The sequence below is a fragment of the Hydrogenophaga sp. A37 genome, assembly GCF_002001205.1.
Classification (GTDB): domain Bacteria; phylum Pseudomonadota; class Gammaproteobacteria; order Burkholderiales; family Burkholderiaceae_C; genus Hydrogenophaga.
This window is the reverse complement of sequence record NZ_MUNZ01000083.1, coordinates 1-22,669: the sequence shown is the minus strand read 5'-3', so window position 1 is coordinate 22,669 and position 22,669 is coordinate 1. Positions and strand designations below refer to the sequence as shown.

The window sequence follows — 22,669 nt, the reverse complement described above, 5'->3', positions numbered from 1 at the left end:
AGGCATCGGGCCGATACACTGACCAGAAACCGCCTTTTCCATGCAGACCACCCCCTTGTCCCGCGTCACCACCGACCCCACCCGCTGCCCACTGTGTGGCGGCGACAACCGCTGCGCGATGGAGGTGCAGAAGGCGACGGGCGAACCCCAGCCGCCATGCTGGTGCGTCACCGAAACCTTCAGCCCCGACCTGTTGGCGCACTTGCCCGAAGCGGCGCAAGGCCAGGCCTGCATCTGTGCACGCTGCCTCGCCCGCTTCAACCAAAACCTCAGCCCATGAACACCTTGCTGGCCTGGCTCGACCGCTTTCCGCTGGCATTGCTGATCGCCTTGGTGCTCTGGCTGGCGGTGGCGCCCATCGTGCCCGAGCCGCACCTGGTGGAAAAGCTGCGCATGCTCAGCGAAGGCACGCTGACCCAACCCATCGACATCTTCGATCTGCTGCTGCACACCGTGCCGCTGGCGCTGCTGGCGGTGCGACTCTGGCGCAACGCCCGACGCAGCCGAGGCTGAACGACAACCTTCGCATGAAGTGGCCGACGGCGCAGGGCACCGCCGGGCCGGCTTTGCCGGACGGCCAGTGCGCCTTGCAGGCCGCAGCCTCGCCAGAGGCGAGGCTTCTTCGGGCCGTCCAAACCTGCGCAGGCAGGCTTGGAGCCGCGGCCCTCAGCCCCCTTCAGGGGGTCGCGCGCAGCGCGGCGGGGGTGCTCCCTAATCCACGGCAAACGCCAGCACCAGCGCGCCCAGGGCCAGCAGGCCCAGCGCGCCGATGAACACGTTTTCGCCCCAGGCCTCGAAACGCGAACCGCCGTCGCGCACGCGCATCGAGGCGAACGAGAGCACCGCGCTGACGAGGAACACCAGCGCGTCCACCGCCAGCAGCTTGTCGACCATCACCCGCTCGGCGCTGAACGGGCTCAGCAGGCTGATGTAGAGCGCCGTCAGGCACACCCCAATCATGGTGGCCGAGGTCGGCAGGATGTGGGCCGACAGCCCGCTGGCGCGCCGAGCCTCGCCAGGGCAGCCCTCCGCTTGCGGCGCGGCCTTCATCCGAGGCGCACCGGCACGAAGATGGTGTCGCCGTCGCGCCGGATCAGCAGCGCCACCGATTTGGCCGACTTCGCCACCGCGGCCCGGACCTGGTCCACGCTCTGCACCGGCGTGCCATTGACCGCCATCAACAGGTCACCCGGCTGCACACCGGCCAGCGCCGCGGGGCCGCCCACGTCCTCCACCACCAGGCCCGCGCCAACCCCGGCGCCACGCTTTTCCTCGGGCTGCAACGGGCGCAGCGCCAGGCCCAGCCGGCCCTGGCCGGCGCCGCTGTCGGCCTGGGCCACCTGCGCCTTCTTGTCGCTGGCGTCGCCCAGCTTCGCGTTCAGCGTCTCGACCCGGCCCTGGCGCCAGACCTCCAGCGCCACCTGGCTGCCCGGGGTCGACTGGCCAATCAGCGCCGGCAGGTCGCCCGAAGCCACGATGCGCTGGCCGTTCACCTGGCGGATCACGTCGCCCGACTTCAGTCCCGCCTTGTCGGCAGGCCCGCCCGGCTCGACGCTGGAGACCAACGCGCCTTCGGGCTTGTCGAGCTTGAACGAGTCGGCCAGGGTCTGGTTCACCTCCTGCACCGACACGCCCAGGCGCGCGTGGCTCGCCTTGCCGGTGGCCACGATCTGGTCTTTGACCTGCGTGGCCAGCTCAATGGGGATGGCGAACGACAGGCCCTGGTAGCCGCCGGACTGGCTGTAGATCTGCGAGTTGATGCCCACCACCTCGCCGCGGCTGTTGAACAGCGGCCCGCCCGAGTTGCCGGGGTTCACGGCCACGTCGGTCTGGATGAAGGGCACGAAGCTGTCTTCGGGCAGCGAGCGGCCCTTGGCGCTGACCACGCCGGCGCTCACGCTGTTCTCGAAGCCGAAGGGCGAGCCGATGGCCAGCACCCACTCACCCACCTTGAGATCGCGGGCGCTGCCCAGCGGCACGGTGGGCAGGTCCTTGGCCTCGATCTTCAACACCGCCACGTCGGTCTTCGGGTCCGAGCCCAGCACCTTGGCCTTGAACTCGCGCCGGTCGGTGAGCTTGACGATCACTTCGCTGGCGTCGCGCACCACGTGGGCGTTGGTGAGGATCAGGCCGTCGGCACTGACGACAAAGCCCGAGCCCTGGCCCCGCACCGGCTGCGACCGCTCTGGACGGCCACCACCCTGGCCCTGGAAGCGGCGGAAGAACTCGAAGAACGGGTCGTTCGGGTCGATGCCGGGCGGCAGGCCGGGTGCCGCAGCCGTCTCTTCGCCCTCGGCGGATGCTTTGCGCACGCCGCTGACGCTGATGTTGACCACGGCCGGTCCGTGGCGTTCGGTGATGCGCGAAAAATCGGGCGCGCCCTGCAGGCTGGCCGGCTGGGCCACGCTGCTCGCGACCGGTGCACTGCCTGACGCCGCCGCCCGCGCGGGGTCACCGGCCATGTAGGTGGCCCCGGCGCCGCCCAGCAAGCCGGCGGTGAGCAGAGACAGCACGAGACGGGTGGGGGTGAAGGTTCGGGTGTTCATGTGTGCTCCTTGTGAAGCCAGGGGGTTGGACATGGCGTCACTGTCGGCGCAAACACTTAGACCGGGCTTAGGGTCGGCCTCCAAGGTGGGTCTCGCACGGGTGGCCCATGGCACACTGAATCCATGCAACACCACCCCATGCGCGACCTGCACTGGTCGGCCAGGTTCAGCGCCTGGCAACGCCAGGCCGTGGCCCTGCTGCCCGCGCTGCTGATCGGTGGCGCGGCCACCGCGTGGCTGAAGGTCGGTGCCGCCACGCCCTGGCTCTGCGGCTGGGTGGTGTACTGCGCGGTCTACATCGGGCTGGTCTGGCGCCTGGCCCGGCACCTGGACGCGACCGGCACCCACCGGCGGGCGCGCTGGGAAGACCCGGGCGCGGCGATGCTCTTTGTGCTGGTCACCAGCGCGGCCTGCGCCAGCCTGCTGGCCGTGGCCATGGCGGTGGACAGCGGCCGCCAGCTGCAGGGCTGGCCGCGCGCCGCGCACCTGGGCCTGATGCTGCTGTCGCTGGCCGGCGCCTGGCTGCTGATCCAGTCGGCGTTTGCGCTGCACTACGCGCGCGCCTACTACCTGGCGCGTCCGGGTGGCCACGAGCCCTCGCGCGGACTGGCCTGGCCCGGGAATGAAGACCCGGACTACCTCGATTTTTTCTACCACAGCGCCATCGTCGGCATGACCTCGCAGGTGGCCGACGTGACGGTGCAGGGCCGTGCCATGCGGCGGCTGGTGCTGCTGCATGGCCTGCTGTCGTTCGCCTTCAACCTGATCGTGCTGGCGATGGCGGTGAACGTGTTCGCCACCGCGCTGGGTTAACCACCCATCGTTTGAAACACCACCTGCACCCGCAAGCCGCCCAGCTGCGGTGAGGCGTCCAGCCGCAGCGTGGCGCTGTGCAAGTCGGCCACCGCCTTGACGATGGCGAGGCCCAGGCCGCTGCCCGACGACGGTGCATCGGGCAGGCGGACAAAACGGTCCAGCACACGCTCGCGCTCGGCTTCGGGAATGCCCGGCCCGCTGTCTTCCACGCTGAGCGCCAGCGTGTCCGCACCGGTCTGCAGCGACACATCGACCCGCCCGCCCTCGGGCGTGTACTTGACCGCGTTCTCCAGCAGGTTGCGCACCAGGATGCGCAGCGCTTCGGCGTGGCCGCTCACCCGCCCGGCGTCGGCCCGGACGAGGCCGATGTCGATGCGGCGCGCCTGGGCCGCGGGCGCCACATCGGCCACGGCCAGGCGCAGCAGTTCGGCCAGCGCCACCGGCTCGGGCGGCACGCCCGAGGCCGCACTGGCCTGCTGGCGCGCCAGCACCAGCAGCTGCTCGATCAGCCGCGTGGCGCGGTCGATGCCCGAGCCCAGGCGCTCCAGCGCGCGCTCGCGCGTGGCGTCGTCGGGCGCGCGCTGCAGGCCCTGCACCTGCAGCTTGAGCGCGGCCAGCGGCGAGCGCAGTTCGTGCGCGGCGTCGGCCACGAATCGCTGCTGTGCGTCAAACGCCAGGGCCACACGGCGCAGCAGGCCATTGAACTCGTGCACCAGCGGCCGCACTTCGTCGGGCAGGCCGGTGTCAGCGACCTCGGTCAGGTCGTCGACCTGACGCTCGGCCACCTGGCGCTGCACGCGCGCGACCGGCGCCAGCGAGCGGCTGACCACCCAGCCCACCAGCCCCATGAGCAGCGGCGCCAGCAGCAGGATCGGCAGCGCCGTGCGCAGCGCGAGCGAACCGGCCATGCGCTGGCGCACCGACATGTCCTGCGCCACCTGGATCACGAAGCTGCGCGCCTGCAGCGAGTACACGCGGTAGCGCGTGCCGTGCGCGCCCACGTCGTCAAACCCGAGCACCGCGCGTTGCGGCAGCTCGGCGCGCGCGGCCGATTCAAACACCAGCTCGCCGTCCAGCGTCCAGATCTGCAGCACGAAGTCGAAATCCTCCCCCTCGGCGGGCACGGGGATCACGCCAGTGACGATGCCCTGCGGCAGCCCCGCGCGCAGCGACAGCGCGGTCTGCTGCATGTGGTAATCGAAGATCTGATCGGCCTCGGCCCGCGCCGCCCGGTAAGCCAGCGCCGCCTGCAACACCGCCGTGGCGAGGATCGCCAACAGCACGAAGACCAGCAGCCGGGCGCGCAAGGAAGACAACCAGTTCAGCTTCATATCTTGGGGACGAGATAGCCCACACCGCGCACGTTCTGGATGATGTCCGGCCCGAGTTTTTTGCGCAGGCCGTGGATGTAGACCTCGACCGCGTTGGAGCTGACCTCGTCTTTCCAGCTGTAGAGCTTTTCTTCCAGCTGCGCCCGCGAAAGCACCAGGCCGGGCCGCGCCAGCAGGGGTTCGAGCACCGCCCATTCGCGCGCCGACAGCACCACTGGCTGGCCCTTCACCGTGACCTCGCGCGTGGCCGGGTCGATGCTCACGCCCTGGTGCTCGTACACCGGCTCGGCGCGCCCCGCGGCGCGGCGCAACAGGGCGCGGATGCGCGCGAGCAGCTCGTCCATGTCGTAGGGCTTGAGCACGTAGTCGTCGGCCCCGGCGTCCAGCCCCTCGATGCGCTGCTGCACCGAGTCGCGCGCGGTGGCGATCAACACCGGCAGGCGGTTCTTGCGCGCGCGCAGCGCCCGCAGCACCGACAGGCCATCGCGCTTGGGCAGGCCCAGGTCGAGCAGCAGCAGGTCGTAGTCCTGGGTGGCGAGCGCCGTGTCGGCCATGTCGCCGTCTTTCACCCAGTCCACCGCGTAGTGTTCGGCGCGCAGCAGATCCAGCACCGCCTCGCCGATCATCGTGTCGTCTTCCACCAGCAACAATCGCATGAAGGGTTCTTTCCGTGGGTGGGGCGTGACCGCCCGCCGGGACATTCTGCCAGTGCGCCTGGCGCCATTCTTAGGTGGTTCTTAGGCGTCCATAGGCCACACCCCCACGCCAGTTGCTGCGCGCGGTTATCGTTGCGGCAATCTTCAGTCCTGCGCCATGCCCCAGCCCCCCGACCACTCCCTCCCGGCCCTGCGCGCCCGCTACGGCGAGCGCTACCGCTGGCTGCTGCTGCTCTCGGTGATGGTCGGCACCATGGCCTCGATCATGTCGTCGACCATCATCAACGTGGCGATCCCCGACATGAGCCAGCACTTCACGCTGGGTCAAGAACGTGCCCAATGGGCCACCTCGGGTTTCATGGCCGCCATGACCGTGTCGATGCTGACCACGCCCTGGCTGCTGGCGCGCTACGGCTACCGGCGCACCTACTCGGGCTGCATGTGGTTGTTGCTGGCCGGCGGCATTGCGGGCGGTTTGGCCAACAACTACCCGCTGGTGCTGGCCGCGCGCGTGGCCGAGGGCCTCGCGGCGGGCGTGGTGCAACCCATCCCGGCCATCATCATCCTGCGCGCCTTCGAGCCCCACGAGCAGGGCCGCGCCAGCGGCATCTTCGGCATGGGCGTAGTGCTGGCGCCCGCCATCGGGCCGTCCATCGGGGGCCTGCTGGTGGACGGCTTCGGCTGGCGCTCGATCTTCTTCATGGTGGTGCCGTTCTGTGTGGCTTCGCTCTGGCTGGCGCGCCGTTTTGTTCCGACCACCTCGCCCGGTGGCGCAGTGGCCAATCCAGTGGGCGCCGCGCTCGACTGGCGCGGCCTGCTGCTGGCGGCGGTGGGCACGCTGTGCCTTCTTAACGGTCTGGTGGAGCTGCAGGGCGGTACACCGGCGAGCGCCGCGAGCCTGCTGGGCGCGGCCGCGGTTTCGCTGCTGGTGTTCGTGTGGCTGCAACGGCGCACGCTCAAGGCCCGGCGGCGCCACCCGGACCAGGGCGTTGACCCACTGATGAACCTCTCGCTGTTTGCCGACCGGCGCTTTGCGATGGGCAGCATCGTCGCTTTCATCTACGGCATCGCGCTGTTCGGCTCGACCTACCTGCTCCCGGTCTACATGCAGATGGGGTTGGGCCTGTCACCGTCCTATGTGGGCAGCATCCTGCTGCCAGCCGGGCTGGTGCTGGCCGTGACCATCGCCATCGTCGGCCGCCTGACCGACCGCCAGCCCACGCACCGGCTGGTGAGCATCGGGCTGGTGGCGCTGACCGCGTCGTTCGCGCTCATGGTCACCATCGACCCCAGCCGGCCCACGCACGTGATCCCCTTGCTGGTGAGCTGGGCGATTCTCGGGCGCATCGGGCTGGGCTTCATCCTGCCCTCGCTCAACATCGGCGCCATGCGCGGGCTGGAGCGCGGCCTGATTCCGCAAGGGTCGAGCGTCATCAACTTCCTGCGCATGCTCGGCGGCGCGGCGGGCGTGAGCCTGTGCGGCATCGTGCTGGAGTGGCGGCTGGCCGTGCACGGCGTGGTGCTGGCGACACCGGGTGAGGCTCAGGCCCGCATCGCGGCCTTCGACGAAACCTTCTTGATGCTGGCGTGCATCTGCGCGCTCGCGCTGATCGCGGCCTGGCGCGTGCGCGAAGCGCGCTGACGGGGGTCAGGTCGTCCGCTCGAAGGGCTCGACCCGCCCGTGCACGAAATGCAGCTTGCGGACCACCGTGTCCGACAACACGAACGGGTAGAAGTCGGGCAGCCCCATGCTGCGCGACAGCTCATTGAGCACGGCCGTCAGCCGGGTCCAGGCGTTGAGCATGGCGAGAAACACATCGGCCTCGGGGGAAGGCTCTTCCTGCAGCACCGAGGGCAGGTAGTGCAAAGCGTCCACGTCAACCTCGTCCGGCGCCATGCCGAAACTCACCGCGGTGTCGAGCGTGTCGCGCATGTGCAGGTAGTGCGCCCAGGTCTCGGCCCAGTCTTCCCACGGGTGGGCGCTGGCGTAGCTCGAGATGTAGGTGTCGCGCCAGCCCGGCGGTGAGCCTTGCTGGTAGTGCGCATTCAGCGCGGCGGCGTAGTCCTGCTGATCGTCACCGAACAGCGCGCGAAAACCTTGCAGACAAGGGTCGTTTCGGACCAGTCGGTCCCAGTAGTGGTGACCCACCTCGTGGCGGTAGTGGCCGAGCAGCGTCCGGTAGGGCTCGCGCATCTGGCTGCGCACCTGCTCGCGGTAGGCGTCGTCGGCCTCGGCCAGGTTGAGGGTGATCACGCCCTGGGCGTGACCCGTCAGCACCTGCGCCTGCCCGGGGAGCGACACCAGGGTGTCGAAGACCAGACCGGCTGACCCGCCGTCCTGCGACAGCGGCTCCACCGGCAGGCCGAGCCCGATCAGCTGCGACACCAGGCGGCGGCGCGCCAGCTCGACCTTGCGCCAGGGCTCGTGGTTGCGCTCCAGGCCGAGGTCCGGGATGACGCGGTTGAGGCGGCATGCCACGCAGGACAGGGCCACGGCAGCGCCAGTGGCGGAGCCGTTGTCGCGCACCAGCCAGTTGCACAGGGCGGGCGTGTCCATCTGGGCGCAGCGCCGGTAGCGCTGGAGGAAGCCCTCCCCGTTCCCCGAACCCTGCGGCGTGACCGCGCGCCACACACCGGAGTCGGCGTCGGGGGCGATGGCCAGCACCTGTCCCAGCCAGGGGTCGAAGCCCAGTGCCCGCCCGCACTGCAGGCAGGTGTTGTTGCGAAAAAAGACCTGGGCGCCGCAGGTGCAGCGGTAGGCGCGCGCGGTGCTGGGGTGCAGGCGCAAGGAAGGGGAAGCCGGTGGGGTCATGGAGCCAGAAGTGAGAACAATGCACGCATGTTCGCCCTAAAAGTGGGTCGCGGAGCGCGGGCCGGCCCAAATCCCGCGATTTCGGCGCCGAGCTTGTGACAAGATCATGTCCATGTGCCAACTGCTCGGCCTCAACTGCGCCACCCCCACCGACGCCTCGTTCAGTTTCACCGGCTTCTGCCAGCGCGGCGGTGCCACCGACCACCACGCCGACGGCTGGGGCATCGCCTTCTTCGAAGGCCGGGGGCTGCGCCTCTTCATCGACCACGACAGTGCGGCCAACTCGCGCATGGCGGAGTTCCTGCGCAGCTACCCGCTCAAGAGCAAGAACATCCTGGCCCACGTGCGCAAGGCGACCATCGGCGAGGTGATGCTGGAGAACGCCCACCCCTTCACGCGCGAGCTGTGGGGTCGGCACTGGGTGTTCGCCCACAACGGCGACCTGAAAGACTATTTCCCCAAGCTGCACGGCGCGTTCCAACCGGTGGGCACCACCGACAGCGAGCGCGCGTTTTGCTGGCTGATGCAGGAGCTGGCCAAGTCACATGCCAGCCTGCCCAGCGTGGGCGAACTCACGCACACACTGCGCGAACTGATTCCCCAGATCACCGCGTTCGGCTCCGCCAACTTGCTGCTCTCCCACGGCGAAGCCATGTGGGCGCACTGCAGCACCAAACTGCACTACCTGGTGCGCCAGCACCCGTTCGCGCAGGCCACGCTGATGGACCACGACTGGACGGTGAACTTCGCCGACCTCAACCAGCCCGGCGACCGCGCGGCCGTGATCGTGACCACGCCGTTGACCCGCAACGAGCAGTGGACCGCGTTCGAGCCGGGTGAGCTCAAGGTGTTTGTGGACGGGCTACCGGTGGAGCTGGTGCGGGCAGTCCTGTGAACGCCACCCGGCCGTTCCGAAGGCGCTCAGCGCCGCAGTGCGCAGCACGGAGGGTCGTCCAATGAACGCCTGGTTCACCCTGGGCCGGCCCATCGTGCCCGAAGTGGTCGGCACCAGCGCGCTCTAGGCCAGCCACGGCTTCACCCAACTGGGGCCGTCGTGATGGTGGGTTATGCGGTTGCGTTCTATTGCCTCTCGCTGGCGCTCTAGGTGCTGCCGGTGGGCATTCCCTACGCGGTCTGATCGGGCCTGGGCATCGTGCCCATCACCGTAGCGGCCTTCGTCATCTATGGCCAGAAGATCGACCTACCCGGCCTGATCGGCATGGGCCTGATCATTACCGGCGTGGTGGTGCTCAACGTGTTTTCCAAGGCGGCGGCCCACTGAAGCACCGGCGCGGGGGCGGTGTTCTGCTCAGAGCACCTTGAACAGCTTCTCGCGCAGCTCCGGCAACCGCTTGGAACCCGTTCGGTGGACTGCCATGCTGACCATCCAGGCGTGATACACCGTGCGCAACTGCTCGGTGCTTCGGGCCTCCGAGATGTCGCGCACCAACGAGATGTGCATGTGCTGCCCAAAGATTGAATTGACCGAATTGACCATGAAGTTGCGCGCCATCTCGTTGTCTTTCGCATTGCGCGCATCGGAGGGCGGCAGCGCGGCGAGCGCATCCGAGTCGGGCGTCTCGGCGGCGGGTTCGCCCTCGGGATCCAACACAGCCTCGGGCCCGGACTGTGGCTCGATGGCCGGCACCCGCGCGGCGGCACGCTGCGTGGTTTCCCGGGCCTCCACGCAGCCGAGCGTCAGCAACTGCCCGAGCACGTCGGCGATGTCGGCGCCGCCCGACAGGAACACGCCCAAGTCGGCGCCCGTGCGCTTGCCGTCGACCAGCACCAGCGTGCGGCGCACCAACGGCGACAAGCCGAGCGAACGGGTTTGGATTTCCTGTTGACCGAGGGGGGTCTTGGTGAAAATGGTTGTGGTCAGGTCCAGGGTATCGGGCATGAGGCGTCGCAAAAAGTCGCAAAAAAAATAGGGAACCCCCCACTCTATGGCTTGTACCGCAGCCCTGCGCACGCGACAAGGCGGGCTTGCCCGACCTGACCCGAAAAACACAACTTTCGAATGACAATTCCGCCCCCACCGCGGCCTGCGGGCCAGCCCTCGCGTGGTTCGCGCACGACATCCCCGCCGACGGGCGCCGCGGCGCCGTCAGCGGGTCTGCCGGCCCGCCGCCCGGCTGCGCTCGCGCAGCATGAACAGATACAACCCCTCCACCTTCTCGCGCGCCCAGGGCGTCTTGCGCAGAAAGCGCAGGCTGGAGCCCACGCTCGGGTCCACGTTGAAACAGCGGACGGGAATGCGCTGGCCCAGCTCTTCCCAGCCGTAGTGATCGGCCAGCGCGGTGACGATGGCCTCCAACGTCAGGCCGTGCAGCGGGTTGCGCGCCTGCTTGATCGGCTCTGCGGGTTTTTCGATGTCGCTCATGTCGGTTCTCCACGTCGCCGAAGCGCCATCCCTGCGCATGCCAAGGCGCCGCTCAGGGCACCGCCGGGCCGGCTTTGCCGGACGGCCAGTGCCGCCCCCTTGAGGGGGTAGCGCGAAGCGCTGCGGGGGTGTATCACAAAGCGGCCTCCAGCGCATCGACAAACATCGCCGGCACATCAAACCCGGTCTGGTCGGTGATCTCCTGGAAGCAGGTCGGGCTGGTGACGTTGATCTCGGTCACGCTGTTGCCGATCATGTCCAGCCCCACCAGCAGGAGGCCGCGCGCCGCCAACGTGGGCGCGATGGCTTCGGCCACGGCGCGGTTCTCGTCAGACAGCGGCTGCGCCACGCCCTTGCCGCCAGCGGCCAGATTGCCACGCACCTCGTTGCCTTGCGGGGTGCGCGCCAGCACGAAGGGCGCGACCTGGCCGCCGATCAGCAGCAGGCGCTTGTCGCCCAGCACGATCTCGGGCAGGTAGCGCTGCACCATCACGCTGGTGGCGCCGCCCTGGTTGAGCGTCTCGATGATGGAGCCGAGGTTCATGCCGTCGGGCCCGACGCGGAAGATGCCCATGCCGCCCATGCCGTCGAGCGGCTTGAGAATGACGTCGCGGTGCTCGGCGTGGAAGGCGCGGATGTCCTCGGCCGCGCGCGTGACCAGCGTGGGAGGCGCAAACCGCGCGAACTCCATCAGAGCGAGCTTTTCCGGGTGGTCGCGCAGCGCGCGCGGGCTGTTGAACACGCGGGCGCCTTCGCGCTCGGCCTGCTCCAGCAGGTGGGTGGCGTAGAAGAATTCGCTGTCAAACGGCGGGTCCTTGCGCATGAGCACGGCGTCGAAGCTGTGCACCGGATCGATGCCCTCACGGATGACCTCAAACCAGGCGTCGGCATCGCCCGTGAGGGTGATGTGGCGCGCCTGGGCGGTGACCGGCTGGCCGCTGCGCCAGGCCATCTGCTGCGGCTCGGTCGCGGCGACGGTGTGGCCGCGTTTCTGCAGCTCGCGCATCATGGCGAAGGTGGTGTCCTTGTAGGTCTTGAAAGACGCCAGCGGGTCGGCAACGAAGAGAATGTTCATGGGGCTTGTTCAGGAGGCTTTGCGGGCAGCCCCGTACTGTTGCACAAACAGCGCGAGCGCGCCGGCGACCACGCCCCAGAAGGCCGAGCCGATGCCGGCGATCACCACGCCGCTGAGCGTGACGAGGAAGGTGATGAGCGCGGCCTCGCGGTGGGCGTCGTCGCGCAGCGCCGTGTGCAGGCCACCGCCGATGCTGCCGAGCAGCGCCAGGCCCGCGATGGCCAGCACCAGCTCTTTGGGGAACGCCAGCAACAGGCCGGTGACCGCCGCACCAAAGAGCCCGATCACCACATAGATTGCACCGCAGGCCACGGCGGCGGTGTACCGCTTGCTCTTCTCCGCGTGCGCTTCTTCGCCCATGCAGATGGCGGCGGTGATGGCGCTGAGGTTGAGAGCGAACGCGCCGAACGGCGCCAGCACCAGCGTGGCCACACCGGTCATGGTGATGATTTTCGAGATCGGCATCTGATAGCCCGCGGCGCGGATGGCCGCCACGCCCGGCAGGTTCTGCGAGGCCATGGTCACGATGAACAACGGCAACGCCAGACTGACGAAAGCGCTGAGCGTGAATTCGGGTGCGGTGAACACCGGCCTGGCCCATTCGAAGACCAGTGCACCCGCGTTGAACTGACCCCGTGCTAGCACGTACACCACCGCCACGGCCAGCGTGAGCGGCACCGCATAACGCGGCACGACGCGGCGACCCAGCAGGTACGCCAGCAGCATGAGCAGCACCAACGGCAGCGCGGTCTGCGCGGCGGCAAACGCCTGCAGGCCAAAACGCGCCAGCACGCCGGCCAGCAGCGCCGAGGCAATCGCCACTGGAATGCGGTTCATGACCCGCTCGAACCAGCCGGTCGCACCCGCCAGGATGATGAGCACGGCACAGGCCATGAACGCGCCCACCGCCTGCGGCATGCTGAAGCCACCAGCCAGCCCGGCCGTGGCCAGCACGGCGGCGCCGGGCGTGCTCCAGGCCACCATCACCGGCTGTTTCAGGATCAGCGAAGGGATCGCCGAACACAGGCCCATGCCCAGGCCCAGCGCCCACATCCACGAGGTGACGAGCTCGGGCGTGGCGCCAAAGGCCTGTGCGGCCTGGAAGACGATGGCGACCGAACTGGTGAAACCCACCAGCACGGCCACAAAACCGGCCGTGGCGGCCGAGAGGTTTACATCACGAAAGAAAGACATCGGGGGATTGTGCCGGGACCGCAGCACCTTCTTGGCAAGACCAGACTCTCCGGAGCAAGTGGCTTCACCGTGGATGCGGTGGAACCGGCTTCGCCGGGCCACTCGCATCGCCCCTTGAGGGGCGGAGCGCTTACGCGAAGCGAACAAGCGATGGGGATGGGCCTATATCTCTATTTTTGACCCGAGCTCGATCACCGCATTGCTCGGCAAATTGAGAAACTCGGCCGCCGCGCCCGCGTTGTGGTGCATCTGCGCAAAGATCTTTTCGCGCCATGGCGCCATGCCGCTGCCCAGGGTGGGCACGACCAGGTCGCGCGAGAGAAAGTAGCTGGTGGTCATGGGTTCGAGCTCGCAGCCGCGACCCCTCATGAGTTTGAGCGCCTTGGGCACATCGGGATCGTTCTTGAACCCGTAATGGACCACCACCTGCCAACAATTGTGCCCAAGAGGCTCCACGGCCAGACGCTTGTCAAGCCCGATCCAGGGCACCTCATGGCTGCGCACCGTGACAAACAAATTCTGCTCGTGCAGCACCTTGTTGTGTTTGAGGTTGTGCAGCAGGGCATTGGGCACGGTGCCGGTTTCGGCCGTCAGGAACACCGCGGTGCCCTCCACGCGCGCGGGCGGTGCCATGAACACCGCATCGAGAAAGCTGTCGAGTTCGATGGCCTCGGCCTGCTGCTTGGCCGACAACAGCGCGCGCCCCTGCTTCCAGGTCATCATGAGCATGAACACCACGCCACCGATCAGGAGCGGGAACCAGCCGCCCGCGAACAGCTTGAGCAAGTTGGAACTGAAGAAGGCCAGGTCCACCACAAAGAAGAACCCGGTCGCCAGCAGGCACAGCCACAGCGGGTACTTCCAGCCAAAGCGGATCACGAAGAAGGTCAGCACCGTGGTGATGAGCATGTCCAGCGTGACGGCGATGCCATAGGCGGCGGCGAGGTTGCTGGACGACTTGAACATCACAACCGCCAGCACGATGGCCACAAACAGGCCCCAGTTGACGAAGGGAATGTAGATCTGGCCCGTGTCGCGCACGCTGGTGTGCAGCAGGTTCAACCGCGGCAGGTAACCCAGTTGCACCGCCTGTTTGGTGACGCTGAAGGCGCCGGAGATCAGCGCCTGAGAGGCGATCACCGTGGCCATGGTCGCCAGCCCCACCAAGGGCAGCAGGGCCCAGTCGGGCGCCATGATGAAGAAGGGGTTCTTGACCGCGTCGGGGTTCTCCAGCAGCAGCGCGCCCTGGCCGAAGTAGTTCAGCGTCAGACAGGGCATGACCACGGAGAACCAGGCCAGGCGGATCGGCTTCTTGCCGAAATGGCCCATGTCGGCGTAGAGCGCCTCACCGCCCGTCACGCACAGCACCACGGCGCCGAGGATGATGAAGGTGGTGCCCGGCTGCTCCCAGATGAAGCGCAGGGCGTGGTGCGGGCTGATCGCAGCCAGGATCTCGGGGTGGCCGACGATGTGCACCACACCGAGCGCCGCGATGGTGAGAAACCACAACACCGTGATCGGGCCAAAGAACTTGCCAATGCCGCCGGTGCCCCGTTTCTGCACGAAGAACAGGCCGAACAACACCACCAGCGTGATCGGCACCACGTACTGCTTGAACGCCGGAGAGATGACCTCCAGGCCTTCCACCGCCGAGAGCACCGAAATGGCCGGGGTGATGACACCGTCGCCATAGAACAGCGAGGTGCCGAAGATGCCGATGCCCAACAGCCACTTGCGCAGCTCGGGCCGGTCTTTCACCGCCTGCGAGGCCAGCGCCAGCATGGCGATCAGACCGCCTTCGCCCGCATTGTCGGCGCGCAGCACGAGCACGACGTATTTGAGGGAGACGATGACCGTCAGCGTCCAGAAGACGATGGACAACACACCGTACACGTTCGCATGCGTGAAGGGAACGTGGCCGGACCCGAAGATCTCTTTGATGGCGTACAGCACACTGGTGCCGATATCGCCGTAGACCACACCAATGGCGCCCAGGGTGAGCGCAGCGAGCGAAGATTTGCTGGAGGACACAAAAACACCCGGGACTTGTCGGCCCGGGTTCAACTGTCAGGATGGGGGCGATTCTGCGCCCGCAGTCCATGCCCCGCCAGTAGGGGGGTATCGCTGGAAGCGCCAGTGCGTGACATATGTTGCAATGCAACAACTCAGTCGACGAGACATGCCGCCCCCAAGAACATGGCTGAGCCCACCCCCTTCCGGCGCGGCGCGCCTCTCACCAGGATGCGGTGGAACCGGCTTCGTCGGGCCACTCGCATCGCCCCCTGTCAGGGGGTGACGCGTTGCCAGCGCGGCGCGGGGGTCATTCGTAAACCTCTGCGTCCGGGTCGGTCGCTTCCAGCTCATAGCTCGCGGCCAGCATGGCCAGGCGGCCGATCACGCCGTACATGTAGAAGCGGTTGGGCACACTGGCGCCGGGCTTCATACCGGGTTGCGGCAGTTGGGCGCTTTGTTCGAAAGCCAGCGGCACAAAGCTTGAGCCGGGTGCGTTGAGGCTTTCATCGGTGCCCCGGTCGGCGTGAACGCGGTAGAAACCGCCCACCACGTAGCGGTCCATCATGTAGACCACAGGCTCGGCCACGGCGGCGTTGATGCGCTCGTTGGTGAGCACGCCTTCCTGGATGATGACCTCGCCCACCGGCTGGGTGCCCACCGCCTTCGCGCGGGCCTTGAACCACGCGTCGTCCAAGTCTTTGGCATCGCGCACCGTGAGCTGACCCAGCGCTGCGTTGCTGTTGTCGGCTTTGATGACGACGAACGGCTTCTCGTTGATGCCGTATTCCTTGTACTTGCGGCGGATCTTGCCGAGCAGCGCGTCGGTGTTGCTGCGCAGGCACTCCAGCCCGGTGGCTTCGGCGAAATTCACCTCGCCACACTGGTTGAACATCGGGTTGATCAACCAGTGGTCCATGCCCAGCAGCTTGCCGAAGCGCTTGGACACCTCCTCGTAGGCCTTGAAATGGTTGCTCTTGCGCCGGGTGCCCCAGCCGGCGTGCAGCGGCGGCAACAGGTACTGCTCGTGCAGGTCTTCGAGAATGCCGGGCGCACCGGCCCGCACATCGTTGTTGAGCAGGATGGTGCAGGGGTCGAAGTGCTTGAGACCGAGACGGCGCTTGCTGCGGATCAGCGGCTCCAGCGTGATGGACTCACCACCCGGCAGGTCGATGGTGGTGGGCGCCTTGATGTCGTTGGACAGCGAACCCAGGCGCACATTGAGGCCCGCCTGGTAAAAAATGCGCTGCAGCTGGCGCAGGTTGCTCAGGTAGAACACGTTGGTGTTGTTGTCGGGCACCAGCAGCAGGTTCTTGGCTTCGGGACAGATCTTCTCGATCGCCGCCATGGCCGCCTGCACCGCCAACGGCATCATCTCGGGCGTGAGATGGTTCCAGCCGCCCGGGAACAGGTTGGTGTCGACCGGCGCAAGCTTGAAGCCGGCGTTGCGCACGTCGACCGAGCTGTAGAACGGCGGTGTGTGTTCCATCCACTCCAGCCGGAACCACCGCTCGATGACGGGCGTGGATTCGAGGATGCGCTGCTCGAGTTCGTTGATCGGACCGGTCAGGGCGGTGACGAGGTGGGGAACCATGAGAAAACCTTTTGCGGGGAAGGGGACGGCCAACCCATTGTAGGGACCGACCGAGACAGCCAAAGGTCAGAAGTGGGGCCGGAGCCCCGGCTTGCAAGCCCCGCTCAGCCGCGAACTTCGCCTTCGCCCAGCACCACGTACTTGAGCGAGGTCAGCCCATCAACGCCCACCGGCCCACGCGCATGGAACTTGTCGGTCGAGATGCCGATTTCGGCGCCCAGGCCGAACTCGAAGCCGTCCGCGAAGCGGGTGCTCGCATTCACCATCACGCTGGCCGAGTCCACCTCGCGCAGGAAACGCTGGGCGTGCATGTGGTCGGTGGTGAGGATGGCGTCGGTGTGGTGGCTGGAGTAGCGGTTGATGTGGGCGATGGCTTCGTCCACGCCGTCGACGATCTTCACGCTGATGACCGGTGCCAGGTATTCCTCGCTCCAGTCCTGCTCGCTGGCGGCGGCCACGTTCGCGCCCGGCACGGCGGACAAGATGGCCATGGCCTCGGGGCAGCCGCGCATCTCCACACCCTTGGCGGCGTAGATGGCACCGATCTTCGGCAGGAAGTCGGCCGCCACACCGCGCGCCACCAGCAGGCTTTCGGTGGCGTTGCAGGGGCTGTACTTCTGCGTCTTGGCGTTGTCGGCCACCTTCACCGCCATGGCGATGTCGCAGGGGTCGTCCACGTAGGTGTGGCAGTTGCCGTCCAGGTGCTTGATGACGGGCACCTTCGCCTCGGCGCTGATGCGCTCGATCAGGCCCTTGCCGCCGCGCGGGATGATCACGTCCACGTACTGCGGCATGGTGATGAGCTGGCCCACGGCGGCGCGATCGGTGGTGGGCACGAGCTGAACCGCGTCGGCCGGCAAGCCGGCGGCCACCAGCGCCTGTTGCACCAGGGCGGCCAGCGCGCGGTTGGAGTCGATGGCTTCGGAACCGCCGCGCAGGATGCAGGCGTTGCCGCTCTTGATCGACAGGCTGGCGGCCTCGATGGTCACGTTGGGGCGGCTCTCGTAGATCATGCCGAACACCCCGATGGGCACGCGCATCTGGCCCACGCGGATGCCGCTGGGCATCTGCTTCAGGCCGGAGATGTCGCCAATGATGTCGGCCATGGCGGCCAGCTGCTCGCAGCCTTCGGCGCAGGTCTCGATCACCTTCGGCGTGAGCTTCAGGCGGTCCACCATCGGCTCGCTCAACCCGGCGGCACTGGCGCGCTCCAGGTCTTTGGCGTTCTCGGTCTGCAAGGTGTCCACATTGGCGCGCAACAAAGAGGCCAGGCCGCGCAGCGCCTTGAGCTTGGTGGCCGCGCTGGCCTTGGCCATGAGCGCCGAGGCGGCCTTGGCCTGGCTGCCCAGGGTGTTCATGAGTTCGGTGGTGTTCGTCGCGTTCATGGAGCGATTTTCGCAGAGCGGCCCGCACTTGCGGCGGCGGAGGCCATCGGTCGCATTCCAGCGCCCAGAAGCAAGGGTGACAACCGGGCGCGCCGAACCGGTGCACCATGGCGGCCCCCGTTCCGTCACCGCGAGCCACCCCATGACCACCACCCAGTTCCAGGTCCGCAAGAACCAACTCGACACCACGCGAACCGTGCAGTTGCCCGAAGCGCCCCTGTCCGACGGCCAGGTTCGGGTGCGCATCGAGCAGTTTGCCTACACGTCCAACAACATCACCTACGCCGCCTTCGGCGAGGCCATGGACTACTGGCGGTTTTTCCCGGTGGTGCAACGGGCCGACGACCCGGCCAGCGGCGACGCGCCGTGGGGACTCATCCCGGTGTGGGGATTCGGCGTGGTGGCGCAGACGCGGTGCGCCGGGGTGGCGGTGGGCGAACGCCTGTATGGCTACTGGCCGATGGCCTCGGACGTGGTGCTGCTGCCCGCGCGCGTGTCGCCCGAGGGCTTCTTTGACGGCGCATCACATCGCGCGGCGCTGCACCCGGTCTACAACCACTACCTGCGCTGCGCGGCCGACCCGCTGCACGACCCCGCCAACGAGCCGCTGCAGGCGCTGTTGCGGCCCTTGTTCCTCACCGCCTGGCTGATCGACGATTTCCTGGCCGACAACGCCTTCTTCGGCACCAGCCAGCAGGGCCGGCGTGGCGTGATGCTGCTCTCGTCGGCCAGCAGCAAGACGGCGTACGCCACCGCGGCCCGGCTGGCCCACCGACCGGACGTGGAGGTGATCGGCCTGACCTCACCCAGCAACGTGGGGTTCTGCGAAAGCCTGGGCGTGTACAGCCGCGTCCTCACCTACGACCAGCTCGACACCCTGCCCACCGACACGCCCTGCGTGTACGTCGACTTCGCGGGCAATGGCGAATTGCGCAAGGCCATCCACGGCCGGTTCACGGCGCTCGCTTACAGCTGCTCCATCGGCGGCACCCATGTCGACCAGCTGGCCGGCGCACGCGACCTGCCCGGGCCACGCCCGGTGCTGTTTTTTGCACCGGCGCAAGCCAAGAAGCGCCATGCCGACTGGGGCGCCGCCGGGTTCAACGACCGCATGGCGCGCGCCTGGCATGCGTTCATCCAGCAAGTGAACCAGCCTCCGGCGCCCTGGCTGGTGGTGCAGCACCACATCGGGCCCGAGGCTGTGCAGGCGGCGCACGCCCTGGTGCTCGGCGGGCACGGTGACCCGCGCCTGGGGCACGTGTTGTCGCTGTCGGGTGGCGTTTAGGCGCCTTCAGCGCACCGGGATCGCGGTGGCACGGTCCACCGGCACCGCCGTCACCGAGTTCTGCGGCGAGCCTTCGATCACCCGATCGGAGTAGGTGAGGTACACCAGCGTGTGCCGCTTGAGGTCCACCATGCGCACGATGCGCAGGCGCTTGAAGATGAAGCTGGTGCGCTCGCTGAAGATTTCTTCCTGCGCCTGGATGGGCTTGGGGATCGAGATCGGGCCGACCTGCCGGCAGGCGATGGACGACTCGGATTTGTCCTCGGCGAGACCGAGCGCGCCCTTGATGCCACCGGTCTTGGCGCGCGACAGGAAACAGGTGACGCCGGTGACCCCCGGGTCGTCGAACGCCTCGACCACGATCTTGTGGTCGGACCCGATGAGCTTGAACACCGTATCGACCGAGCCGATCTCTTCGGCCTGGGCGGCGGTGGCGCCGGTGAGCAACAGCAAGGTGAGGGAGAGCGCGAGGTGGCGCATGGCGGGCCTTTGCGAAGGGGTTGCGAATGGCCACACGGTAGCAGGGTCTGCCACACGGTTGGCCATGTTGCACGCCATGAACACCCACACCACCACCTTGCGCACCGCACGCAGCCTGGCCGCCACGCCGTAACGGGTCCAAGCCGCTTTCGCCCGTGCCGCTCAGCGCGTGCCCGCCCCCACCAGCATCTCGCACGGGCCCACGAAGCCGTCCGCCCCGGTTTCGAAACGCAGCAAGGTCTGTTCGATCTCTTCCCAGGTGTCGGCGCGTTCGCCTTCGCTCAGACCGGCCATCATCTGGTGCAGGGCACCGAAGGACTCCCGCTCAAAGCGCACGCACTCGGCGGCGCTCGGCAGGCGGACCGGGGAATCGACCTTGCGCACCGCCACGTCCCGGAAACCCGCTTGCTCCAGCGCCTTCGCCAGCACGCCCTCGGCCCCCAATGAGAACGGCCCTGGTTGCCCGGGCAGGGGTGGCGGCAGCTGCGCGCGGCGCCGGATGATGCCGACCGGCAACGCGAAGAAGGGGTTGCGCTCGGCGGTGGCATACACCACCGCGGCGAAGCGCCCGCCCGGCTTGAGCGCATGGCGGATGCCGGCCAGCGCGCGCTGCTGGTCGGGAAAGTAGATCAGGCCGACGCGCGAGATCGCGGCATCGAACGACGCACCGGGCAACAGGTCGTGGCGCTCGCCATCGAGTTCCCGGGTGTCCACGTTCGCCAGCCCGGCCTGCTCGGCCGCCGCCCGCGCATGGCGCAGGATGGCCGGTGAGATGTCGGTGGCCAACACGTGGCCGCGCGCACCCACGCGGCGCGCCGCGACCAGCGTTTGTTCGCCTGCGCCGGCCGCCACGTCGAGCACGCGCGCGCCGGGGCCGACCGCCGCCATGTCCAGCATGGCCTCGGTGGCCGGGCCGAGCCAGCGCGCCAGCAAGGGCCCCCATCGGTTCCAGGCCTCGGCGGTGTTCTCCCACTGCGCGCGCGTGGTCTGGCGGAACTTCTCGGCGTCGAAGACGGCCGGGGCAGCGGGGGCGGAAACGAGGGTCTCGGTCATGGCAGTGCTCCTTGGGACAAGACCGGTGCGACATGCACGGTCGGTCTTCAAGGTAAGCGCGATGCAGGGCGCCCTCAAGTCCAGAATCTGGAGTAGGCAGACCGGCAGCACACCGATAGACTGGCCCGCATGATCGACTACATGCAGTTCTGTACCGTCGCCCGAGGTGCCGAGGTGTTGGGCGAACTGTGGACGCCGCTGGTGGTGCGCGAGTTGCTCTGCGACAGCCACCGCTTCAACGACATCCACCGCGGCGTGCCGCGCATGTCGGCCACGCTGCTGACGCAGCGCCTGCGCAAGCTCGAAGAGATCGGCGTCATCGAGCGGCGCCGTGTCGACAAGACCTGGGAATACCACCTCACGCCCGCGGGCGAAGAGCTGCGGCCGATCGTCGTTGGCATCGGCCACTGGGGTGCGCGCTGGATCGGCAGCCGGCTGCGGCGCGAGCAGCTCGACGCGGGCTTCCTGATGTGGGACATCCGCCGCTTCGCGCGCCTGGAGGAGTTCCCAGACGCCGAGCGCACGGTGGTGCACTTCCGGTTCAGCGACGGCCCCGCGACCGAGCGGCTGTGGTGGCTGGTGGTGGAAAACCACGTGGCCGATCTGTGTCGTGACGACCCGGGCCACGACGTCAGCGTGCAGGTCGACTCGACAGTGCGCGCCCTCACCGAAATCTGGACCGGCGACAGCGCCCCGGAACAGGAAATCCAGTCGGGCGACCTGAAGGTGCAGGGCGCGGGGCGCAACGGCCAGCAGCTCTGGCGCTGGCTGGGGCGCAGCATGTTCGCGCCGACGCGCATGGCAGCGCAGCGGTGAACACGGCAAGGCGCACCTTGGCGCTCACCGCCCTGCTCGCCCTCATCACCCTGGACACAGCATCTGCCTCCACACCCTGGCTGCTGCCGGCCTGCATGGCATCCCAGACCACCGCCACACTCGCCCACGGCGGCGGCCTCAACGCCTGCGGCTGCCGCTTAAACCGCAAGACGGGTGAGTGCCATTGCCACCAGGCGAGGGGTTGTGGGTGTGCGTGTCAGCCTGCGAGGTGCGGGTGAGGGTGGCGAGGCGTTGGTCCGCCAGCGAAAGCGGACATACCATCTTCCCTATGCTCATCCCGTCCTTTCGACCCCACCTCGGTACCCGGATCCACTAATGGCAACACCGAACATCGGGCGCGGGTACGGCCCCAAGCAGCTTGAGGAGTTCGCTAAGTCCGTACAGCGCCTGCTAAACGAGGCGGCAGGCATGCGCTTCGTGCTTGGCGAGTTGGCCCAGCGCCTCACCAATCCGCGCGCTCGCACATTCGCCCTGCAGGGCATCGCCGACGCCTGCCGCTGATCGCTCGCGGCGCGCGCAACATCTTCACGCTCTACCCGCCCGATACCGCAGAGCTGCTGTCCTTGGAGACCTGCGATGAGGTGGCCATCCAGTTCCAGGCATTCGCCATCAACATGTACGGCCTGATGGACAACATTGCGTGGGTCTGCGTTCTGGAGTCGGGCGGCGCGCTGAACCCCTTGAAGATCGGTCTGTTCAAGCGCGATGTGGAGCCGTACCTTCCCGATGAGCTGAAGGACTATGTCGGCGAGCCGACGCCGCTGACGTGGTTCAATGAATACGGCAAGGCCTACCGAGACTCGACGGCGCACCGGATCCCTCCCTACCTCCATTCTCGGGCGTACACGACCGAAGAGGGCCAGACCTACCAGGACCTGGATCGTCGCGCATCTGTGGCCCTGACCGAGGCTGGTCGGGCGCATGCCGACGTTTCGCGGGCCTTGGGACTGATGGAGCAGTACGAGCAGCTCGTCCAAGAGAAGGAGACGCTTGGCTCGAATAGCCTGCTGGTGGCGCTTTCGCTCAACGGAGAGGACCCCACGCCGCCGGTCTACCTGCATCCCCAGGTTCTATGCGACTGGGGTCTAGTGTCCTGTCCCGCTGATACGTGAACAAAGTCGATGCAGCTTTTCAAGGATGGAATCGGCAGTGGCGGTCCACCTGAACGGCTGGCAGTTTTCGTTGTGAGCGGTGACGAAGTGGTCGATGCGT

The 22,669-nt window shown here is 67.7% G+C and carries 24 protein-coding genes and 1 pseudogene; 10 read left to right on the top strand and 15 right to left on the bottom strand.

The window, feature by feature from the left end; all coding sequences use genetic code 11:
* Window positions 1–40 precede the first annotated feature (40 nt).
* Window positions 41–280: a cysteine-rich CWC family protein gene (locus B0E41_RS07570; protein ID WP_077330473.1), complete on the top strand. Its 240-nt coding sequence runs from the start codon at window positions 41–43 to the stop codon at window positions 278–280.
* Complete coding sequence (locus B0E41_RS07565; protein ID WP_077330472.1) at window positions 277–513, top strand: hypothetical protein; 237 nt, start codon at window positions 277–279, stop codon at window positions 511–513. The genes B0E41_RS07570 and B0E41_RS07565 overlap by 4 nt, the downstream gene beginning before the upstream one ends.
* Window positions 514–711: 198 nt before the next feature.
* On the opposite strand, the gene B0E41_RS07560 is transcribed toward B0E41_RS07565, so the two are convergent.
* Together B0E41_RS07560 and B0E41_RS07555 are read right to left on the bottom strand one after the other, a co-directional pair.
* A complete protein-coding gene (locus tag B0E41_RS07560) occupies window positions 712–1,050 on the bottom strand; it encodes a hypothetical protein (protein ID WP_077330471.1) in 339 nt (112 codons plus the stop codon).
* Window positions 1,047–2,546, bottom strand: coding sequence for a DegQ family serine endoprotease (locus B0E41_RS07555; RefSeq protein WP_077330470.1), 1,500 nt, complete (start codon window positions 2,544–2,546; stop codon window positions 1,047–1,049). Before B0E41_RS07555 ends, B0E41_RS07560 begins: the two co-directional genes overlap by 4 nt.
* Before the next feature lie 123 nt (window positions 2,547–2,669).
* On the opposite strand from B0E41_RS07555, the gene B0E41_RS07550 reads away from it, so the two are divergent.
* Window positions 2,670–3,359 carry a DUF1345 domain-containing protein gene (locus tag B0E41_RS07550; protein WP_077330469.1) on the top strand — a complete coding sequence of 230 codons (690 nt, stop codon included), beginning with the start codon at window positions 2,670–2,672 and terminating at the stop codon, window positions 3,357–3,359.
* On the opposite strand, the gene B0E41_RS07545 is transcribed toward B0E41_RS07550, so the two are convergent.
* Together B0E41_RS07545 and B0E41_RS07540 are read right to left on the bottom strand one after the other, a co-directional pair.
* Entirely contained in the window at window positions 3,356–4,693 is a 1,338-nt protein-coding gene (locus tag B0E41_RS07545; protein WP_077330468.1) for an ATP-binding protein, read from the bottom strand. The genes B0E41_RS07550 and B0E41_RS07545 overlap by 4 nt on opposite strands.
* Entirely contained in the window at window positions 4,690–5,349 is a 660-nt protein-coding gene (locus tag B0E41_RS07540) for a response regulator transcription factor (protein ID WP_077330467.1), read from the bottom strand. Before B0E41_RS07540 ends, B0E41_RS07545 begins: the two co-directional genes overlap by 4 nt.
* A gap of 157 nt (window positions 5,350–5,506) precedes the next feature.
* Between B0E41_RS07540 and B0E41_RS07535 the strand changes: the two genes are divergently transcribed.
* A complete protein-coding gene (locus B0E41_RS07535; protein WP_077330466.1) occupies window positions 5,507–6,991 on the top strand; it encodes an MFS transporter in 1,485 nt (494 codons plus the stop codon).
* A gap of 6 nt (window positions 6,992–6,997) precedes the next feature.
* Here the strand turns inward: B0E41_RS07535 and B0E41_RS07530 are convergent, their stop codons facing one another.
* Entirely contained in the window at window positions 6,998–8,161 is a 1,164-nt protein-coding gene (locus tag B0E41_RS07530) for a putative zinc-binding metallopeptidase (protein WP_077330465.1), read from the bottom strand.
* A gap of 112 nt (window positions 8,162–8,273) precedes the next feature.
* Here B0E41_RS07530 and B0E41_RS07525 point away from each other — a divergent pair, with 112 nt between their 5' ends.
* Both B0E41_RS07525 and B0E41_RS27810 read left to right on the top strand, forming a co-directional pair.
* Entirely contained in the window at window positions 8,274–9,056 is a 783-nt protein-coding gene (locus B0E41_RS07525; RefSeq protein ID WP_077330482.1) for a class II glutamine amidotransferase, read from the top strand.
* A 258-nt stretch (window positions 9,057–9,314) separates the two neighbouring features.
* Complete coding sequence (locus B0E41_RS27810) at window positions 9,315–9,443, top strand: hypothetical protein (protein WP_363350560.1); 129 nt, start codon at window positions 9,315–9,317, stop codon at window positions 9,441–9,443.
* A 27-nt stretch (window positions 9,444–9,470) separates the two neighbouring features.
* On the opposite strand, the gene B0E41_RS07515 is transcribed toward B0E41_RS27810, so the two are convergent.
* The 7 genes from B0E41_RS07515 to B0E41_RS07485 form a co-directional block, all read right to left on the bottom strand.
* Window positions 9,471–10,061 (bottom strand): hypothetical protein, encoded by a 591-nt coding sequence (locus tag B0E41_RS07515; protein ID WP_077330464.1) that lies wholly within the window; start codon window positions 10,059–10,061, stop codon window positions 9,471–9,473.
* Between the two features lie 207 nt (window positions 10,062–10,268).
* Entirely contained in the window at window positions 10,269–10,544 is a 276-nt protein-coding gene (locus tag B0E41_RS07510; RefSeq protein WP_077330463.1) for a VF530 family protein, read from the bottom strand.
* Window positions 10,545–10,677: 133 nt separating this feature from the next.
* On the bottom strand, window positions 10,678–11,619 hold the full coding sequence (gene gshB / locus B0E41_RS07505) for a glutathione synthase (RefSeq protein WP_077330462.1): 942 nt from the start codon (window positions 11,617–11,619) through the stop codon (window positions 10,678–10,680).
* Between the two features lie 9 nt (window positions 11,620–11,628).
* Entirely contained in the window at window positions 11,629–12,813 is a 1,185-nt protein-coding gene (locus B0E41_RS07500) for a benzoate/H(+) symporter BenE family transporter (RefSeq protein WP_077330461.1), read from the bottom strand.
* A 162-nt stretch (window positions 12,814–12,975) separates the two neighbouring features.
* Window positions 12,976–14,844 carry a potassium transporter Kup gene (locus B0E41_RS07495; protein ID WP_077330460.1) on the bottom strand — a complete coding sequence of 623 codons (1,869 nt, stop codon included), beginning with the start codon at window positions 14,842–14,844 and terminating at the stop codon, window positions 12,976–12,978.
* Between the two features lie 289 nt (window positions 14,845–15,133).
* The gene (gene gshA, locus B0E41_RS07490) at window positions 15,134–16,417 is read right to left on the bottom strand and encodes a glutamate--cysteine ligase (RefSeq protein ID WP_077330459.1); all 1,284 of its coding nucleotides are present in this window, start codon (window positions 16,415–16,417) and stop codon (window positions 15,134–15,136) included.
* Window positions 16,418–16,521: 104 nt separating this feature from the next.
* Window positions 16,522–17,802, bottom strand: coding sequence for a glutamate-5-semialdehyde dehydrogenase (locus B0E41_RS07485; protein ID WP_077330458.1), 1,281 nt, complete (start codon window positions 17,800–17,802; stop codon window positions 16,522–16,524).
* A gap of 142 nt (window positions 17,803–17,944) precedes the next feature.
* Here B0E41_RS07485 and B0E41_RS07480 point away from each other — a divergent pair, with 142 nt between their 5' ends.
* Window positions 17,945–19,087 (top strand): DUF2855 family protein, encoded by a 1,143-nt coding sequence (locus B0E41_RS07480; RefSeq protein ID WP_077330457.1) that lies wholly within the window; start codon window positions 17,945–17,947, stop codon window positions 19,085–19,087.
* A gap of 6 nt (window positions 19,088–19,093) precedes the next feature.
* Here the strand turns inward: B0E41_RS07480 and B0E41_RS07475 are convergent, their stop codons facing one another.
* On the bottom strand, window positions 19,094–19,567 hold the full coding sequence (locus B0E41_RS07475) for a CreA family protein (RefSeq protein WP_077330481.1): 474 nt from the start codon (window positions 19,565–19,567) through the stop codon (window positions 19,094–19,096).
* A gap of 162 nt (window positions 19,568–19,729) precedes the next feature.
* On the bottom strand, window positions 19,730–20,620 hold the full coding sequence (locus B0E41_RS07470; protein ID WP_077330456.1) for a methyltransferase domain-containing protein: 891 nt from the start codon (window positions 20,618–20,620) through the stop codon (window positions 19,730–19,732).
* 129 nt (window positions 20,621–20,749) lie between these two features.
* Between B0E41_RS07470 and B0E41_RS07465 the strand changes: the two genes are divergently transcribed.
* The 3 genes from B0E41_RS07465 (at window position 20,750) to B0E41_RS07455 (ending at window position 22,569) form a co-directional block, all read left to right on the top strand.
* On the top strand, window positions 20,750–21,436 hold the full coding sequence (locus B0E41_RS07465; RefSeq protein ID WP_077330455.1) for a helix-turn-helix domain-containing protein: 687 nt from the start codon (window positions 20,750–20,752) through the stop codon (window positions 21,434–21,436).
* Window positions 21,437–21,772: 336 nt separating this feature from the next.
* Window positions 21,773–21,958: a hypothetical protein gene (locus B0E41_RS07460; protein ID WP_077330454.1), complete on the top strand. Its 186-nt coding sequence runs from the start codon at window positions 21,773–21,775 to the stop codon at window positions 21,956–21,958.
* Between the two features lie 80 nt (window positions 21,959–22,038).
* Window positions 22,039–22,569, top strand: coding sequence for a hypothetical protein (locus B0E41_RS07455; protein ID WP_143433713.1), 531 nt, complete (start codon window positions 22,039–22,041; stop codon window positions 22,567–22,569).
* Here the strand turns inward: B0E41_RS07455 and B0E41_RS26510 are convergent.
* Window positions 22,543–22,669, bottom strand: a pseudogene (locus B0E41_RS26510) (IS630 family transposase); the annotation flags it as partial. The gene B0E41_RS07455 and the pseudogene B0E41_RS26510 overlap by 27 nt on opposite strands.